We start from the raw sequence: 16,450 nt of genomic DNA on the forward strand, positions 1-16,450 counted from the left end.
GAGCGGATGCCGCAGCAGTAGCCCACCAGCAGCATGCGGATCGTCAGTTCGGGGTCGATCGAGGGTCGCCCGATGGCGCTGTAAAAAGGCTCGAGTTGCTGCGGATGCTGCTCAGCTCGACGAAGCGGTCGATGCTGCGCAGCAGGTGATCGGCGGGCACGTGCTCCTCCAGGCTGAAGCCGTAGAACAGAGCCTCCTGCCGGATCGGCCGCTCGCCCATCATCGCCATGCTCTCCGCAGTTCGGAGAACTGAATCAGCCTGAGGCGGCTGCCTCAACCGACTTTTTCAAAACCATCGGCCAAACCTAGCCGTTCAGCTCGGTAGCGCGAGAAGCTGAGGTGAGTCCGAACGCAGCGACAGTTGTAGCCGCCTCCCCTGCCCCACGAGGCGCGAGATCGAGGGATTATCGTGCCTAAAGGCCTGGTCAGAGAGGCTGGGTGGGCCCGATTTCCGTCGACTCCCTTGTTGCAGGGTACGCCGCTTGGCCTGACACTCAGCGGCGCCGTTCGACCTTGTTGCACAAACCTTGTAGGTAGCCCTGCACAACTGCCTCAGATCTTGTTGAGCGTCAGCGTCAGCGCCACGCCGAGGCGCTCGAGGAACAGGCGACTGTCGTACTGCGCCCACTCCTCCATCAGGGAGCCGTCGGGGACGTAGCGGAAGACTTTGTTGATCTTGTAGAACACGGGTCTGCCATGGGGCATGACCGTCCCGACCGGAGAGGCCGTGAACGGCCGCACGAAGAGGGCGGAGAAGGTCGTTCGCGCCGCGACATGCGGCCCGCCGTCCGAGAAGATCTGCTGCCGGGTTACGGCGAAATCGTCGAACGCCGCACGGCAGGCCGCGAAATAGGCCCAGAGCTCCTCGCGCGACAGCGTGCTTCCGTCCGGGGCGTGAAACCGGAAGTCCGGGTGGAAGAACCGCGCCAGGGCCTCTGGATCCTCACGCGCGATCCCGCTGGTGCCGATCCGAATCAGCGCGCGTGCGCGCGCCGAGAGGCTGGGATCGTCCTCGCGAAGATCCGGTTCGTCCTGCATGGCCATGCTTCCTCGTGTCTCCTCTCTGCCAGCGGTCGTAGCGGCCCCGCCCGCCCGAAGGGGCAGCTCGAGGCCTGCGACCTAGGCGACCGCGCCGCCCAACAGCGCGCGCCGGCCGGGATCGTGAACCTCCTGGCGGCACTCAACGCCCGGTCGGGTGCGCTTCGGGCGCAACTGGCTCCTGCCGGCACCACGGAACATGGGACCCTCCTGCATCGATGCTCTCCTCGAGGCGCGCCCTGCGGCGTCACCGGCAGCCGCCGGGCAACCGCGCGGCACGCCTCCGGGCGGGCGATCCCCCCTTGCCGCAGCCTGTGCCCTGGGAGCGGGGCAGCCCCCTGCGACGCCCCCGCGGCGGCCGGGTGTGGTCAGAGCAGGTCCTCCACGCGTATGGGCAGGCTGCGGAGCCGCTTCCCGGTGGCGTGGTGCACGGCGTTCGCGATGGCCGGCGCCACGCCCACCATCGCCACCTCGCCCAGCCCCTTCACGCCCGGCCGGTTCAGCCGCGGGTCGGGCTCGTCCACGAACTCCACCTCGATCGTGCCGATGTCGGCGTGCACGGGCAGGACGTACTCGGCCAGGTCGGCGTTGAGGAAACCGCCGTGCCGCGGGTCCACCTCGCTGACCTCACGGAGCGCGGCGCCGATGCCCCAGACCACACCGCCGCGCAACTGGCTGGCGGCCGTGCGCGGGCTGACCACGCGACCGCAATCGGCCACGCTGACTATGCGGGGCACGCGGATGCGGCACGTCGTCGGCTCCACCCGCACCTCCACGAAATGCGCCACGTGGCTGAAGCTGACGAATTCCGGGTAGGCAGGCCCCGCCGCCGCCGGCAGGCCGGTGGCGAGGCGGCCTATCACCGCCTCCGGCTGCCCCGGTGCGCGCCGGCTGACCTCCACCTCCAGGAAGGCACGGCCGGCGGCGCGGAGCCGTTCCGCCGGGGTCCGGCTGGCCGGCAGCGCGTCCAGCGCGCGTAGCAGGGCGTCGCAGGCCTCGTCGGTCGCGGGAACCACGGTGGCCGTGCCCCAGGAACCGGCGGTGAGGTGCTGCGGAGTCGCGCCGGTGCTGCCGATCTCGACCGTGATCCGCCCGGGATCGACCCCGAGCCGCCGCTGGAGGACGGCGGCGATGGCGGTCCGCATGCCCTGGCCCATCTCGTGCCCGCCGACGCCGAGGGTGACGGTGCCGTCGTCCAGGAGGCGGAGCCTCGCGACCGCCGGGGCCGTCGCCGCCTTGTAAGCACCGATGGCGACCCCCCAGCCGACCAGGGCTCCGTCGGCCGCCCGCATGGAGCCGGGCGCCATGCTGCGCCGTTCCCAGCCGAAGCGCGCCGCGCCCCGGCGCAGGCACTCGGCCAAGTGGCGGGACGAGTAGGGGCGGCCGGTGACGGGGTCCGCCGCCGCGTCGTTCGCCAGGCGCAGCGCCACGGGGTCCCGGCCCAGCCGGTAGGCCAACTCGTCCACGCAGCTCTCCACCGCGAAGGCGGCAGGGTGCTCGTAGGGCGCGCGCATGTAGCCCGGCGTCTGCACGTCGTTCCGCACCAGCCGCTCCCGGCCGCGGAAGTTGCCGATGCCGTAGAGGCGGGAGGAGAGTTCCGTGTACTGGGTGGGGAAGAGGTCGTGGCGCGAGGTCTGCGAGTCCGTCTCGTGGACCAGCGCCGTCATCCGGCCCTCCGCGTCGGCGCCGAGCCGGATGCGGTGCCGGCTGGCCGGGCGGAAGCTGCCGCCGTGGAAGACCTGCGCCCGGCTGACGACGAGCTTCACCGGCCGCTCAAGGCGCCGCGCGGCCTCCGCCGCCAGCACGGTGTGCGCCTGCAGGGAGTTCTTCTGCCCGAACCCGCCGCCGGCCGAGGGGGAGAGAACGGTGATCCGCGCCGGCTCGATCTCCAGCTGCCGCGCCAGCCCGTGGCGGATCGCCTCGGCGTTCTGCGTGCCCTCCTGCACGGTGAGGTGACCGTCGCGCCACTCGGCGACGGTGGAGAGCATCTCGATCGGGCTCTGGTGCTGCGCGGGGTGGCGGAACTCGGCCTCGATGCGGATGGCGGCGTCGGCGAGGGCGGCGGCCGCGTCGCCCACCGTCACGTCCGCGAACATCGGCTTGGGCAGGGGGGAATCCGCCTGCGCGACGATGTCCGCCTCCGGCGTGTCCAGCGTCACCTGGTGCGGCTCGGCCGCGAGGTCGGCGCGGACCAGCCTTGCTCCCTCGGCCGCGGCCTCCGGGCTGTCCGCGACCACCAAGGCGATCGGCTGGCCGCGATAGGCCACCTGCGGGGAGGTAAGGGGCTGGATGCTCTGGAAGCCGTAGCCGCCGCCCATGATGAAGCCCGGCGGCTTCACCCCGCCGAGGTCCTCGTGGGTCAGCACCAGCCGCACGCCGGGCACGGCGCGCGCGGCCGCGGCGTCGATGCGCCAGACGGTGCCGCGCGCCACGGCCGCGACCGCGAGGGCGGCGTGCGCCATGCCCGGCCGCGCGTCGTCGGCGGCGTAGCGCAGGGCGCCGCGCACCTTGTCCTGCGCATCGGCGCGCGGGGCATCAGGGAAAGAGGTGTCGCTCATCGGGTCAGGCCCTCTGCCGGGCGATCAGGAGGGCATCGGCCACGGTGCGGGCGCCGAGCTCGATTCGGAAGGCGTTGTGGTGGCCGGGGCGGGCACCGCGCAGGGCGGCGTCGCCGGCGGCGCGCGCCGCCTCGGGCGTCAGCCTCCGGCCGGCCAGCTCCCGCTCGGCCTCCCGCGCCCGCCAGGGGCGCGTGGCCAAGCCGCCGAGGGCGATCCGCGCCTCCCGCACCACCTCGCCTTCCATCCGCAGCGCGACGGCGGCGGAGGCGAGGGCGAAGGCGTAGGACTCCCGGTCCCGGATTTTGTGGTAGGTCGAGGCGCGGCCTAGCGGCGTGGCCGGCACGCGGACGCGCAGGATCATCTCGTCACGCGCGAGCGTCGTCTCCACCTCCGGCGTCGCGCCGGGCTCGCGATGCAGCGCCTCCAGCGGAATCGTGCGGGCGCCGTTCGGGCCGGCCACGTCCACTGCCGCGTCGAGGGCCAGGAGCGCCACCGCCCAGTCGCCGGGATAGGTGGCGATGCAGGCCTCGCTGCCGCCGAGCACCGCGTGGCCGCGGTCGATTCCCTCCCGCGCCGCGCAGCCGCTACCCGGGACGCGCTTGTTGCAGGCGAAGGGCTCGCCGTTCCGGAAATAGGCGCAGCGCGTGCGCTGCAGCAGGTTGCCGCCGAGGCTGGCCATGTTCCGGAGCTGCTGCGAGGCGGCCTTCCAGAGCGCCTCCGACAGCACGGGGTAGTCCCGCACGAGCCGGGGGTCGGCCGCCACGTCGCTCATCCGCGCGCCCGCGCCGAAGACCAGCTCGCGCGGGCCGGCGGTCTCGAAGCCCGACAGGCCGGGCAGCGCGCTAATGTCCACCAGCCGCTCCGGCGTCTCGGCGCCGAGCTTCATCAGGTCGTAGAGGGTCGTGCCGCCCGCCAGGAAGCGGGTTCCGCGCCCGCCCGCCGAGACCGCGCGGATCGCGGCCTCTTCGCTCTCGGCGCGGGCATAGGTGAAGGGCTGCACCGCCTCAGGCCCCCCGCATCTTCGGCGCGGCGTCCTGGATCGCGGCGAGGATGCCGGCATAGGCGCCGCAGCGGCACAGGTTGCCGCTCATGTACTCTCGGATCTCCTCCGCGCTGCCCGCGCGGCCTTCCCGGACGAGGGCGATGGCGGCCATTATCTGCCCGGGCGTGCAGTAGCCGCACTGCAGGGCGTCGTGGTCGATGAAGGCCTGCTGCATCGGGTGGAGCTCGTCATCCTCCCGCGCGACGCCCTCGATCGTCGTCACGGCGCGGCCGTCGGCCTGCACGGCGAGCGTCAGGCAGGAGGCGACGCGGCGCCCATCCAGGTGCACCGTGCACGCGCCGCACTGCCCGTGGTCGCAGCCCTTCTTGGCGCCGGTGAGCGCCAAGCCCTCCCGCAGCGTGTCGAGCAGCGAGGCGCGCGGGTCGAGCGAGAGCTGTCTCGCCTCGCCGTTCACGGTCAGGTTCACGCGCAGGCGGCCATCCCCGGCGTCCTGCGCCCTTGCTGGTGCCGCGATCCCCGGCGGGGCGAGGGGCGCTGCGGCGAGGGCCGCGCCGATCATCAGCGGCCGGCGGCTGACCGCACCGGGGGTGTCGCTCGGCTCGTCGGGCGTTCTGTCCATCACGTCGGTCTCCGGCTGCGCGGGGCTTTCCCAGTCCCAGGCTACGCCGCCGTCAGGCGGGGCCGCGCTCGCGATCCTGCCGAGGATGCTCGCGGGATTGCCGCCCCGGGCGCGTCACCGGCGCCCCCTGCGATAGGCGGTGGGCGAGACCCCGGTGATGCGGCGGAAGGCGGTGGCGAAGTGAGAGGGATTGTCGTAGCCGCACAGGAAGGCGATGGCCGAGACGGGCTCGTGGCCGGCCTCGAGGTGTCGCCGCGCCGCCTCCATGCGCAGCCGCGTCAGCCGGCGGATGGGCGTCTCGCCATGCACCCGCCTGAAGGTCCGCAGGAGGTGGAACCCGCTCATCCCCGCCACCTCGGCGAGCTCGGCCGGCGTCAGCGGGCGGGAGAGGTGGGCACGCATGAAGTCGTCCAGCCGCCGCAGCCGCCCCTCCGGCGCCGGAACCGGCGCCCTCGGCCGCAGCGCGGTGTGTCGCAGCAGGATATGTGCCGCCAGCAGCTCCCGAGACGCCTCGGCATAGAGGTCCGGCGCGCCGGACCGGAGGGCGTCCGACAGGCCCAGCATCACCCCCGCGACGAGGGGGTCGTGGTAGGCCAGTTCGTTCGGCAAGCGAAGCCGTGACGGATCCATGCCCGAGAGGTCCGCGGCCACGCGGCGGAGTGAGGTGGCCGGAAGGTGCAGGTGCAGGGACTCGTGCGGCGCCTCCCCCCGCCAGCGCAGGACGGTCTCGTGCCCCGGTGCCGTCATGCCCAGGCTGCCCGCGCGGTAGCGGGCTCCCTGCCAGCGGCGGCCGTTCCAGGACTCGATGTCGAAGCTTCCCTCTGTCACCAGGACGAGCAGTTGGTCGGCGGAAGCTGGCAAGGCGACCCTCTCGACCACGGCCGGCGCCGTGTAGCGCCGCAGCAGGATGGATCGCCACTCGGGCCCGCTGCTGGCCGAGAGGGTGATCCCTGCCCTCGCATGGGCAGCGAGGCTGGCCTTATGGTAGCCGTCCGGCATCAGGATATCGGCCACCGTCCAGGGAGCCATGGTTTCGCCTTTCAGGGGATCGCGTTGGAGCACGTGCCGTGTTGCTGCCTGGGCGGGACACGCCCAGGCAGAGATTCAAGTTGCCTCGGTACGGAGGCCTCAGCCCGTGCGAGACAGGAACCGAGTGCCGGTCAACTCCTCGGTCGCGGTCCACAAGCGTGCGGCCGCCCCGGTGTCGCTGGCCGCAGTGGGAATAGTGGCCAGGCCGAGTGGGCCGTTGACCTCCTGCGGCCCCGTCGGTCCGTAATACGCGCCCCCGCGCGCCTGAGGAGCGGTCGCGGCGTAGAGGGTGGGCAGCGCACCTTGCGCAGCGGTCTGGAAGTGCTCTCGCCTGCTGGCCCAGAGACGTCCTGACTCGCTGTCGAGGCCCGGTCCGCGCGCGACCAGTTCGGTCACGGCGACCCCGGGATGTGCCGCCATGCTCTGGATGCTCCAGCCGGCGGCTTCGCTGCGTCGCTGGAGTTCGAGCGCGAAGATGAGGCAGGCCAGCTTCGACTGAGCGTAGGCAGCGTATGGATCATAGGCGCTGGTGGACTGGAGGTCGTCGAAGTTGATGCGTCCTCGGTGCACGGCGATGCTGGACAGGGTGACGACGCGGGGGGCGGCGCTCCTCCGAAGGATAGGCAGCAGTCCGGCGGTCAGGACAAAGTGCCCAGCGTAGTTGGTGGCGAACTGCATTTCGAGGCCGTTCACGGAGGTGCTGCGCTCCGGAGGCGCCATGATCGCGGCGTTGTTCACCAGCCCATCGAGCCGCGGCAGGGCCGCGCGGAGACGGTCGGTCAACGCGCGAACCGAAGCTAGATCCGCGAGGTCGATCGCCTCGAACTGCAGCTGTGCGTTGGGGATCTCCTGCCTGATCCGGGCGATCGCCTCCTCTCCACGCTGGGGATTGCGCGCAGCGATGACGACCGTAGCGCCGGCGGCGGTCAGGGCCTTAGCGTTCTCATGTCCCATGCCGCTGGTCCCACCCGTGACAAGGAAGATGCGCCCGGTCTGGGACGGCATGTCGGCCAGGCTCCAGTCGGGTTTGGGGTGGTCCTGAGCAACCGCATCGCCCGTGACGAGGCCGGCGCTCCAGAGCGTACCCATGGCCAGGAGAGTCGACCGCCGCCCCAGGCGAACGGGATGCTCGTAATTCATGCGTGTCGCATTGTTCATTGCTCTGACTCCTTGTTGTCAGGGTGTGTGCAGCCGGGGATCCTAGAGGCCGTATCCGTTACCAGTCCGCCCTCAGCCTGATCCCGGGATGTCACGGGTCTGCGCCGTTGCCCGGCAGCGTCATAGAGGCGCCGCGGCGCCGGCAGGTGCGGTGTGACGAACGAGGGGCTCCGACGTTGGCCGCTCGGCGCGCCGCATCTGAGCGCGCCCGAGCCAGAGACCCAGTGCGGCCCAGGCCAGCGCCAAGGGTACGACCAAGCTAATCAGCCCACCGAGGGTGAGACCGAGCCGCCCGAGCACGCCCTCGGTCTGCGCGCCCAGCACGTCGCCGGCTCGGTAGATGAAGGTGTCGGTGAAGGCCTTTGCCTTGAACTTTTCCTCGCGGTCGACCACGGTGAACAGCGCTTCGCGCGCCGGCCGGGTGATGCCGCGCTGCACGGCGCGGCTGGTGGCCTCCAGGAGGATCAGTACGAGGAAGGATCCGTAGATCGCCAGCCCGATGAACCCCAGGATAGTGACTGCGGGTAGGATCGCGAGGGCCACGCCGAGCCCGAACCGCTTAATGATCTTCCCGGTGAGGGTGAGCTGCAGGACCAGCACCGCGACCTGGGTCCACATGTCAATGCTGCCCAGGATTGCGGCCCGTGCATCCGTGCTGTCCGCCACCGCCGCGACCATCTGAAGGCGAGTGAAGTAGATGACGGTTGCGAGAACCGTCATCAGCATGATGTAACCGGCGATGGCGGTCAGGTAGCCGGACCGGAATACGGCGCGCAAGCCCTCCCAGGCGCTGCCGCCGACCCGCTCCTCCTCGGCCGGGAAGGCGGGAGCGGAAGCCTCGCCGTGGCGGTCGGGCGCCGAGCGCACGAGCAGCCATGCCGTGGCTATCGCCAACAGCAGGAATCCGCCAGAGATCAAGAGAAGGCTCGGCGTGCCCAGTGGCTCTGCCAGCCGCGCCGTGAGCCAGGGGCCGAAGATGGCGCCGAGCGTTCCTCCCACAGAGATTAGCGCGAAGAGGCGTTCTCCCTGATCGCTGCTGAAGCGATCGGCCATTAGCGCCCAGAAGACCATGGTCACGAACAGGTTGAAGACGCTGGACCAGACGTAAAACACCTGGCCGCTGCCCTGGCCCACCGCATCGGGGGCTATCGTCAGAAGTGCCCAGAAGCCCACCAAGCTCAGCACGAAGAAGCCGTAGGTTGCACCGATGAACTCCAGTCTCCGCAAGCGGCTGACCAGCCAACCGAAGATCGGGTTCACAGCAAGCGTGGCCAGGGCGGTGCCGATGAACAACCAGCGGATGCCCTCGATGCCGCGCTGCATACCCAGGGCGTCCCTGGCGGGCCGGAGCAGCATCAGCGCAGTGAGCACGCAGAAGAAGAACAGGGCAGCGATGAGAACCGGCCTGATCTCTTCCTGCCGGAGATTGGCCAGGATCGGCAGAAGATTTCTATGACGGCGTGATGTGGATGGGTTCATGGCATGGGGGTCCAGGTAGGGTGGCTCGACAGGGGTGCTTCGTTCACCGATCAGCGGTGGTCGTTGCTGGCCTGCGGGTGCCCCCCGTCATCCTGCTGAACCAAGTGCAGGAAGGTTCGATCGCTCTTGGTCCGGGGCTGGCGCTGGCGGATACGGTAAACCGAGGCCGGCGGCACGTTGGCCAGAGTGCCGCCGATGCGCGTCGCCTTCAGGCCGAGACGATCCAACAGGGTGCGCGGTATCGGGCAGGTTGGCCCGTAGGTGAACTGGTAGAATGCTCCACCCGGCTGCATCTTCCCAAAGGAGCCTTCCAGGATGCCAACGACCTTGCGTGGCCTCATCGAGAGAACGGGAAGGCCGCTCACGACCGCGCCGGCCAGCCGGCCTCCGAACAGCCGTACTTGATGAAGGCGGGCCGCATCCATCCAGAGTGTCTGCGCGCGCGGGAAGCGCAGCTTCAGCGTCGCCGCGAACTCCGAGCCGTACTCGATCAGCGCAACGTCATCCTCTCGCACTCCGCGGCGCAGCAGGGCCCGGGTGAAGGAGCCCGTTCCCGGGCCGAGTTCGATGACAGGACCGGTCGCGGCCGAGATCTCCGCCGTGATGGCCTCTGCCAGTGCCTGTCCTGAGGGAACGATCGCCGCGACGCGCAGAGGATTGGAAAGCCAGGCTCTGAAGAAACCGTAGGTCTCGCTGAGGGTGGCGATGCTCATGGCGCATGGTCCTGTAGGGGGTGGAGGGGAGCGGGGCCGGCGGCTGCGCGCCGGTGGCGTCGCCACAGGAGGACCACGGTGGCCTCAGTGACGATCAGGCCCACGAGGAGCTTGAGGGCGAGGGAGGAGACGTTGATGTCGGAGGAGACCTGCGCCGCGACGAAGCCGACCCCGATGAACAGCCCGTTCCAGGCCGCGATCCCTGCGGCCGTGGCCAGGAGGAAGGCCCTCGGTTCTGCCCGCAGAATGCCGGCCATCGCGGGCGTCACCAAGCGGATGGTCGGCACGAGCTGCGCGCCGAAGGCGATCAGCACCTGCCGGTCCTGGCAGGCCTCCACCCATTGAGCGACCCGCCCTGGCGAGAGGCCAAGGATGCGCGCACTCCATTGGAGGACGCGACGGGCCATGGCCTCGCCCATCGACATCACGATGCTGTAGCAGGCCAGGCAGGCGGCCGTGCCGCCTAGCGTAACGGCAAGGATGGCGAGCGGCGCCGGCCAGAGCCCATCAGCGGCGCCGATCCCGATCGCGACGAGGAGCCCGTAAGATGGCAGGATCGGAATAATCCGTTCGACCGCGCCGATGGCCAGGAGGCCCGCCAGCCCGAGAGGCGCCGCCCACGCCATCAGATCACCGAGCGGGTCCATGCTCAGCTCACGCCCGAGACTGCTGCTGCGGACCAAGCGGTCCGATTCAAGGTCCTCTCCTCGGCTGGGATGGTCCGGTTCCCCCTGGCGGCTCGCCCTTCGTCCGGGGAGAGGCGACTGAGGCGGGCAGCGCACCATTCCCGCCAGAAGGCAGACGGGGGCAGCGGGGTCGCCTGGCAGTAGTGATGATCTGGGGAGAAGAGGGCCACGACAAGGCTCCGATGTGGTCGAAGCGACGCTACCGGGGCTGCACGTCCCGATGATGAGCGGTCCATTACCAGGCCGACACCGTGTGTCCGGGTAGAAACAAATAAGCGCTAAAACCTGTCATAACGGCGGCAGCCCGAGATGGTAGGGAGGACCATGACCCCGATGCCGCATATCCTGCTCGTGGATGATGACGAGGACATCCTCACCCTACTCACCCACTTTCTTCAGAATCACGCTTGCCGCGTCTCCGTCGCGCGGGACGGGGCTGAGATGTTTGCCGTGCTGGAGGCAAAGCGGGCGGACGTGATCGTCCTGGACGTGATGCTGCCGGACGAGAGCGGATTCGATCTCTGCCGCCGCCTCCGCACCGGCTCCTCAGTCCCGGTTATCATGCTCACGGCGGTGAGCGACCACACGGACCGGGTGGTCGGGCTTGAGATCGGGGCGGATGACTACCTCACCAAGCCGTTCAATCCCCGCGAACTGCTGGCGCGGATCAAGGCGGTGCTCCGCCGAAGCGAGGCAAACCATGCGCCCCAGCCCAGGGACACTCGGCCAATGCTGTGCTTCGGCCGGTGGCGACTCGATGTCACTCGGCGAGAACTGCGATCCGATGACAACATGCTTGTCTCATTGTCCGCCGGCGAGTTCGACCTGCTCCTTGCCTTTGCCGAGCACCCTCAGCGAGTGCTGACGCGCGATGTATTGATGGACCTCGCCCGAGGTGAGAGCCACGCCGCCTTCGATCGAAGCATCGATGTCCAGGTCAGCCGCCTTCGCAGGAAGCTCGAGGACTCATCGAAAAGCCCTGAGCTGATCCGCACGGTCCGGAACGGTGGCTACATCCTCATGGCGCCGGTGTCGCGGTCATGAAGGTGCGGCGCTGGCTGGGCGACACGATGGCGCGTCGCTTTGGCCTGACTATCCTCCTCGCCATTGCTGCCACCCTTTTGATGAACGGGCTTTTCGTGGCCTTGGCGGGTGTATGGGGGCGCCCATCCTTCGAGAAGAGCGGCTTGCTGGACGCGGCCGCGGCCACGGTGCGCATCACCGAGGCCCAACCCCCGGGTATCCGGGCGGCGCTCGCTTCCTCCGCAGGTACGGGGGCCTACAGCGTGATTTGGAGCGTGGAGCCGCCGGTCGATCCAAGTGAGCACCTGCAGACCGTGTACATGCGCGGCGTAACAGCGTTCCGCAGGGTGCTAGATGACCCCAGCAGGACCATCATCTTCTTCAACAGCGACATGCCAGAGGTGAGGTCATCGGAGCGCATGCAGGATCTGCTGCGCAACGGGCTGCGGTTCTTCACAAGCGTCCGGCTCACGGACGGCACCTGGCTGACGTTCACGGCGTCACAGCGCAGCTGGGGCATCTCCATGCCCCTCCGCTACATCCTGATCGGGCTCTTCGCCGGGCTCTCCACCATCATCTTCGCGACCGCCGCGGCCTGTGCCACGGCAGCACCTGTGGAACGGCTCGCGGCCGGCGTACGGCGGTTCGGTGCGAATCCACGGGCGCCAGCGCTCCCTCTCCAGGGGCCGGCCGAGCTGCGCGAAACGATCAGTGCTTTCAACAACATGCAGGCGCAGATCCGACGTTTCGTCGAGGACCGCACCATGATGCTCGCGGCGATCTCGCACGATCTGCGCACGCCGCTCACGCGCATGCGGTTGCGCGGCGAGTTTATTGACGACCCGGTGCAGCAGAGAAAGCTCTTCCAGGACGTCGAGGAGATGCAGAGTATGGTGGATTCTGCACTTGCCTTCTTCCGTGACGACGCAGGGCATGAGCAGGCAACGAGTTTCGATCTTGCAGAACTGCTGAAGACGATTATCGACAACTACGGCGACCAAGGGATCGAGATCGCATATTCCGGACCGGACCACGCGAGATGGAGCGGGCGGCCTCAAGCGCTGCGCCGGGTCTTCGTGAACCTGCTCGAGAACGCCATAAAGCATGCGGCATTACCGAGCATTACTCTCCGAGTGACGCAACGGGGTGCTGAAGTGACGGTTCGTGACCGCGGGCCCGGGATCGACGACGATAAGCTGGATCAGGTTTTCCTGCCCTTTCGGCGCCTCAGCAAGGCACGCCAGCCGAGCACTGGCGGGATGGGACTAGGTCTCACCTCGGCACGCAGCATCGTGCGCGCCCATGGCGGCGACATCACGTTGCAGAACCACGCCAGCGGCGGGCTGCAGGCCGTGATTGTGCTTCCCCCGTCAGCAGCATGAAGCAAGGCGCGATCGCAACGAGCCACAGAACCGATTCCAGAGGTGAGTGATGATGAGTGCGGAGGATCTCCGAAGCTTTTTGGTACAATCGTTCTCGCCTCTGACCTGTGAAGTTCAGGTTTGGGAAGGAGGCCGACGGCTTCGCTTCAAAGTGCGTGATGAGGGAGGGCAAGTTCTATTGGATCTTTCCAGCCTTGTCCTTCCGCCGTTTGCGGACACAAGCGTTATTGGGAAATACGTCGATCATCTTTGGGCGCTCTGCCGCCCGGGAGAGTCAATGGCCCAACCGTTGAAGCGTGACAGAGCAGTACCATCCAAGAGCGTTGATCTGGTTCAGAAATGATGCAATGGAAGCGGGCGTGCGCGGAGCAGGTCAACGCTGGGCGCAAGCCTTCAGGAACTGTAAGCCCCTGAGAAGGCGGCTTGCCATTCGCGCCTGCAAGGCGGCGAAGTTTCCTTCCACTGAGGGGCTGTCCGAGGCGTGGCTCCGTCAACCGACCCAATCTGCTCCCTTCGTCGAACAAGTCGCAAAGTTCCTCATGAAGGAATCGCTGCCAGGGCATTGTCGCTTCCGCTCAGCGCCCGTCTCGATCGCCAGCTACATGCGCCGCTCTTCCTGTGAGCGGACCCGACGTGCTCGGTTCTGACGAAGCGAGAAGGCGGCTGTCGCCAGAAGCCTGCCTTCCAAGCCCTGGACCCTCAAACCCGCATCACCTCCAGGAAGGCACGGAATGCCGCGCTCGGCTGGCGCCGGCTCGGATAGTACAGGTGGTTGGCGGCCAGCACCGGCGCCCATCCCGGCAGCACCTCGGCCAGCGATCCGTCGTCCAGATACGGAGCAGCCTGGAGGCGCAACAGGCACACGACGCCGAGCCCGGCCAGCGCCGCGTCGCGCATCAGGTCGGCGTCGTTGGTGATGAAGGTCTCGGGGACCGCACGTCCGAACATCTCGCCATCGCGCACGAACTCCCAGCGGTGGAGCGCGCCTGACGAGGTATGGCGGTAGCTGATGCACCGATGCGCGCCGAGGTCGTCGGGCGTCGCTGGCGTACCATGCTCACCGAGATAGGAGGGTGCCGCCGCGAAGACGAGCTCCATCGGCTCGCTGATCCGCACCGAGATCATGTCCCCCTGCAAACCGCCCGCGTGCCGCACGCCGCAGTCGAACCGCTCGGCCACGATATCGACCAGCCCGTCGTTGACGGCCAGCTCCACGGCAACGTCCGGGTAGCGCTGCGACAGCGTCGCGAGGCGGGGCAGAACGACGTGGATGGCCGCTGGCCGATGCGCGTTGACGCGGACCCGACCCACCGGGCGATCGCGCGCCTGATCGAGCTCGGCCAGCATGTCCTGCATAGAGGACATCGCGGGACGTAGCCGCAACAGGAGCTGCTCGCCCGCGCCCGTAGGCGAGAGGGAGCGGGTGGTGCGATCCAGCAGGCGGATGCCGAGCCTGCCCTCCAGGGTCCGCATGGCATGGCTCAGCGCGGACGCGGACAGGCCAAGTCGGGCCGCCGCCTTGGCGAAGCTGCCCGCCTCCACGATCTCGGCGAACACTGCCAAGCCCGACCAGACCTCGCGGTCCATTCCTGAAAATCCTTCAGCAACCCATGCGCCATTGAGGCACTAATCGGTCCCTGGGCTGCAGTCCATCATCGGCAGGGTGCACGGAGAAAGGAGCGCCCGATGAACCTCGAGACCTACCGCCCGCTCGGCCGTTCGGGCCTGCTGGTCAGCCCGCTCGCCCTGGGCACGATGACCTTCGGCACCGCGCGGTGGGGCGCCGACGAGGCTGGCAGCCGGACGATCTTCGAGTGCTACGTCGACCTGGGCGGCAACTTCATCGACACCGCCGACGTGTATTCCGGCGGCCGCTCGGAGGAGATGGTCGGCACGTTCGTCGCCGAACGTGGCCTGCGCGACCGTATGGTGATCGCCACCAAGTCGGGCTTCGCCACGGGCCAGGGATTCCACCAGGGCGGCAACGGCGCGCGGCATGTCCACGCGGCGGTCGAGCGCTCGTTGCAGCGGCTGCGCACCGACTTCATTGACCTCTACTGGATCCACATCTGGGACGGCATCACCCCGGCGGAGGAACTGCTCCAGACCATGGCAGCACTGATCCAGGCGGGGAAGATCCGCTACTGGGGTATCTCGAACACGCCCGCCTGGTATGCCGCACAGCTCGCCACGCTGGCGCAGGTGCGTGGCCTGCCGTCGCCCATCGGGCTGCAGTACTTCTACTCACTTATCGAGCGAGGCGTGGAGAGCGAGCACGTCCCTCTAGGCCAGGCGTTCGGCATGGGTTTGGTGCCGTGGAGCCCGCTCGCCTATGGCCTTCTGACCGGCAAGTACGACCGTGCCGCCGTCGAGGCCGCCGCGCCCCGGCAAGGCGGCGTGCCGAACCAGGCAAAAGTGGATGACGGACCCCGCCCGGAAGGCGACAAGCGACTGGATGGCGATAATCCCTTCGGTGACACTCTGTTCACTGATCGTAACTGGGTCATCGTAGAGGCTCTCAAACGCGTTGCGGCCGAGATGGGCGAAAGTCCTGCCCGCGTCGCGTTGGCCTGGGTGGTGGGACGGCCGGGCGTCGCTTCCACGCTGATGGGCGTGAGCCGAGCCGAACAGGTGGCCGACAACGTGGCTGCGCTCAGCCTCGACCTGACGCCTGAGCAGGCGGAAGCACTCGACGCGGCGAGCGGGAGCGACCAGAAGTTTTTCTACGGTCTCCTCCAACTAGGCGTTCGCAACCAAGTCGTGTTCGGTGGCGCTGACGTGCGTGGGTGAGAAGCGCAACGCCGCGGACGGAGTTCGTTAGTCGCTTTTGGTTCACGAAACGGCGGACCATTCCCGGCGGATCCAATCCTAGTGGCTTCGCACCACTGTGGTGCACGGGTCGGCTTGGCCGTCTGGGTAGATTAGGATCCTAAGGGGTCGACGGCCTGTCATCCTTAACGGGAGTGCAGCTTGCCGTTCAGCGCCAACGCCGAGCGCCGCCAGCACATTCCGAAGCATCGGTTTCGGGCGACGAACTGGGCGACGTACGATGCCGCCCGACGCGGACGTGGCAGTCTGACAATGTGGTTCACGGATGCAGCGGTTGCGCCTGGAAGGCCGAGCCCCGGACTACGTGGGGCAAACAGCCGCGATATTCGGCTCTGGCCATCTCCACGGCCCTGACGCTTCGGACCGTGTTCCGCTTGGCCTTGCGGCAGACTGAAGGCTTGATCGGCTCCATTGTTGCCCTGCTTGATCTCGACCTGCCCGTGCCGGACCATACCACCCTAAGCCGCCGGGCCGAGACGTTGGAGGTGGCGCGGCTTGCGCCCCGGCCCGGAGCTCGCCCCGTACACCTGCTGGTGGACAGCACGGGGCTGCGTGAATGTGGCCCGGGCGAGTGGCTGGCTGAGAAGCACGGGACCAGGACACGCCGGTCGTGGCGCAAGCTGCACATCGGTGTGGATGCCGGCACCGGGCGGATCGTCGCGGCCGAGTTGACAGCGCACGACGTCGATAACGCCTCGCAGGTCGGTCCCTTGCTCGACCAGGTCGCGGCCCCGATCGCCTCGTTCACCGCCGATGGCGCCTACGGCCAGGACGGCAGCTACCGTAAGGTCGCCGTACGGCACCCCGCTGCTGCTGTGCTTGTGCCACCCCGCTCGAGGTAAGCGTCATCCCGCAGCTGCCTTGTAGGGCGCTGGCCTGATCGGCTGATCTGCGCGTCTCCTGGGCGGCGCGGTGTTGGTTGTCGCCCTTACG

General features: G+C 68.6%; 14 protein-coding genes and 1 pseudogene. 4 read left to right on the forward strand and 11 right to left on the reverse strand.

What is annotated here, in order from left to right; all coding sequences use genetic code 11:
• From FHS87_RS22110 to FHS87_RS22155, 10 genes and pseudogenes are all read right to left on the reverse strand, one after another.
• A pseudogene (locus tag FHS87_RS22110) lies at nucleotides 1-223 on the reverse strand (transposase); the annotation flags it as partial.
• A gap of 329 nt (nucleotides 224-552) precedes the next feature.
• The gene (locus FHS87_RS22115) at nucleotides 553-1,038 is read right to left on the reverse strand and encodes an ester cyclase (protein ID WP_184521706.1); all 486 of its coding nucleotides are present in this window, start codon (nucleotides 1,036-1,038) and stop codon (nucleotides 553-555) included.
• A gap of 368 nt (nucleotides 1,039-1,406) precedes the next feature.
• Entirely contained in the window at nucleotides 1,407-3,596 is a 2,190-nt protein-coding gene (locus FHS87_RS22120; protein WP_184521709.1) for a xanthine dehydrogenase family protein molybdopterin-binding subunit, read from the reverse strand.
• A gap of 4 nt (nucleotides 3,597-3,600) precedes the next feature.
• Entirely contained in the window at nucleotides 3,601-4,596 is a 996-nt protein-coding gene (locus FHS87_RS22125) for an FAD binding domain-containing protein (RefSeq protein WP_184521712.1), read from the reverse strand.
• Nucleotides 4,597-4,600: 4 nt separating this feature from the next.
• Complete coding sequence (locus FHS87_RS22130) at nucleotides 4,601-5,158, reverse strand: (2Fe-2S)-binding protein (RefSeq protein ID WP_221300291.1); 558 nt, start codon at nucleotides 5,156-5,158, stop codon at nucleotides 4,601-4,603.
• A 174-nt stretch (nucleotides 5,159-5,332) separates the two neighbouring features.
• Nucleotides 5,333-6,247, reverse strand: coding sequence for an AraC family transcriptional regulator (locus FHS87_RS22135; RefSeq protein ID WP_184521718.1), 915 nt, complete (start codon nucleotides 6,245-6,247; stop codon nucleotides 5,333-5,335).
• Between the two features lie 99 nt (nucleotides 6,248-6,346).
• Nucleotides 6,347-7,405 carry an SDR family oxidoreductase gene (locus tag FHS87_RS22140; protein ID WP_184521721.1) on the reverse strand — a complete coding sequence of 353 codons (1,059 nt, stop codon included), beginning with the start codon at nucleotides 7,403-7,405 and terminating at the stop codon, nucleotides 6,347-6,349.
• 120 nt (nucleotides 7,406-7,525) lie between these two features.
• A complete protein-coding gene (locus FHS87_RS22145) occupies nucleotides 7,526-8,884 on the reverse strand; it encodes an NTP/NDP exchange transporter (RefSeq protein WP_184521724.1) in 1,359 nt (452 codons plus the stop codon).
• Nucleotides 8,885-8,934: 50 nt separating this feature from the next.
• Complete coding sequence (locus FHS87_RS22150; RefSeq protein WP_184521728.1) at nucleotides 8,935-9,597, reverse strand: class I SAM-dependent methyltransferase; 663 nt, start codon at nucleotides 9,595-9,597, stop codon at nucleotides 8,935-8,937.
• The gene (locus FHS87_RS22155; protein ID WP_184521731.1) at nucleotides 9,594-10,244 is read right to left on the reverse strand and encodes a DedA family protein; all 651 of its coding nucleotides are present in this window, start codon (nucleotides 10,242-10,244) and stop codon (nucleotides 9,594-9,596) included. Before FHS87_RS22155 ends, FHS87_RS22150 begins: the two co-directional genes overlap by 4 nt.
• Nucleotides 10,245-10,607: 363 nt before the next feature.
• Here FHS87_RS22155 and FHS87_RS22160 point away from each other — a divergent pair, with 363 nt between their 5' ends.
• Nucleotides 10,608-11,327 (forward strand): response regulator, encoded by a 720-nt coding sequence (locus FHS87_RS22160; RefSeq protein ID WP_221300288.1) that lies wholly within the window; start codon nucleotides 10,608-10,610, stop codon nucleotides 11,325-11,327.
• Nucleotides 11,324-12,688: a sensor histidine kinase gene (locus tag FHS87_RS22165; protein ID WP_184521734.1), complete on the forward strand. Its 1,365-nt coding sequence runs from the start codon at nucleotides 11,324-11,326 to the stop codon at nucleotides 12,686-12,688. The genes FHS87_RS22160 and FHS87_RS22165 overlap by 4 nt, the downstream gene beginning before the upstream one ends.
• A 699-nt stretch (nucleotides 12,689-13,387) precedes the next feature.
• Here the strand turns inward: FHS87_RS22165 and FHS87_RS22170 are convergent.
• On the reverse strand, nucleotides 13,388-14,275 hold the full coding sequence (locus FHS87_RS22170; protein WP_184521737.1) for a LysR family transcriptional regulator: 888 nt from the start codon (nucleotides 14,273-14,275) through the stop codon (nucleotides 13,388-13,390).
• A 99-nt stretch (nucleotides 14,276-14,374) separates the two neighbouring features.
• On the opposite strand from FHS87_RS22170, the gene FHS87_RS22175 reads away from it, so the two are divergent.
• Both FHS87_RS22175 and FHS87_RS22180 read left to right on the forward strand, forming a co-directional pair.
• Nucleotides 14,375-15,478: an aldo/keto reductase gene (locus tag FHS87_RS22175; protein ID WP_184521740.1), complete on the forward strand. Its 1,104-nt coding sequence runs from the start codon at nucleotides 14,375-14,377 to the stop codon at nucleotides 15,476-15,478.
• Between the two features lie 293 nt (nucleotides 15,479-15,771).
• Nucleotides 15,772-16,359 carry an IS5 family transposase gene (locus FHS87_RS22180; RefSeq protein WP_312862073.1) on the forward strand — a complete coding sequence of 196 codons (588 nt, stop codon included), beginning with the start codon at nucleotides 15,772-15,774 and terminating at the stop codon, nucleotides 16,357-16,359.
• The last annotated feature ends 91 nt before the right edge of the window (nucleotides 16,360-16,450 follow it).

Source organism: Muricoccus pecuniae (assembly GCF_014199205.1).
Lineage (GTDB): Bacteria > Pseudomonadota > Alphaproteobacteria > Acetobacterales > Acetobacteraceae > Roseomonas > Roseomonas pecuniae.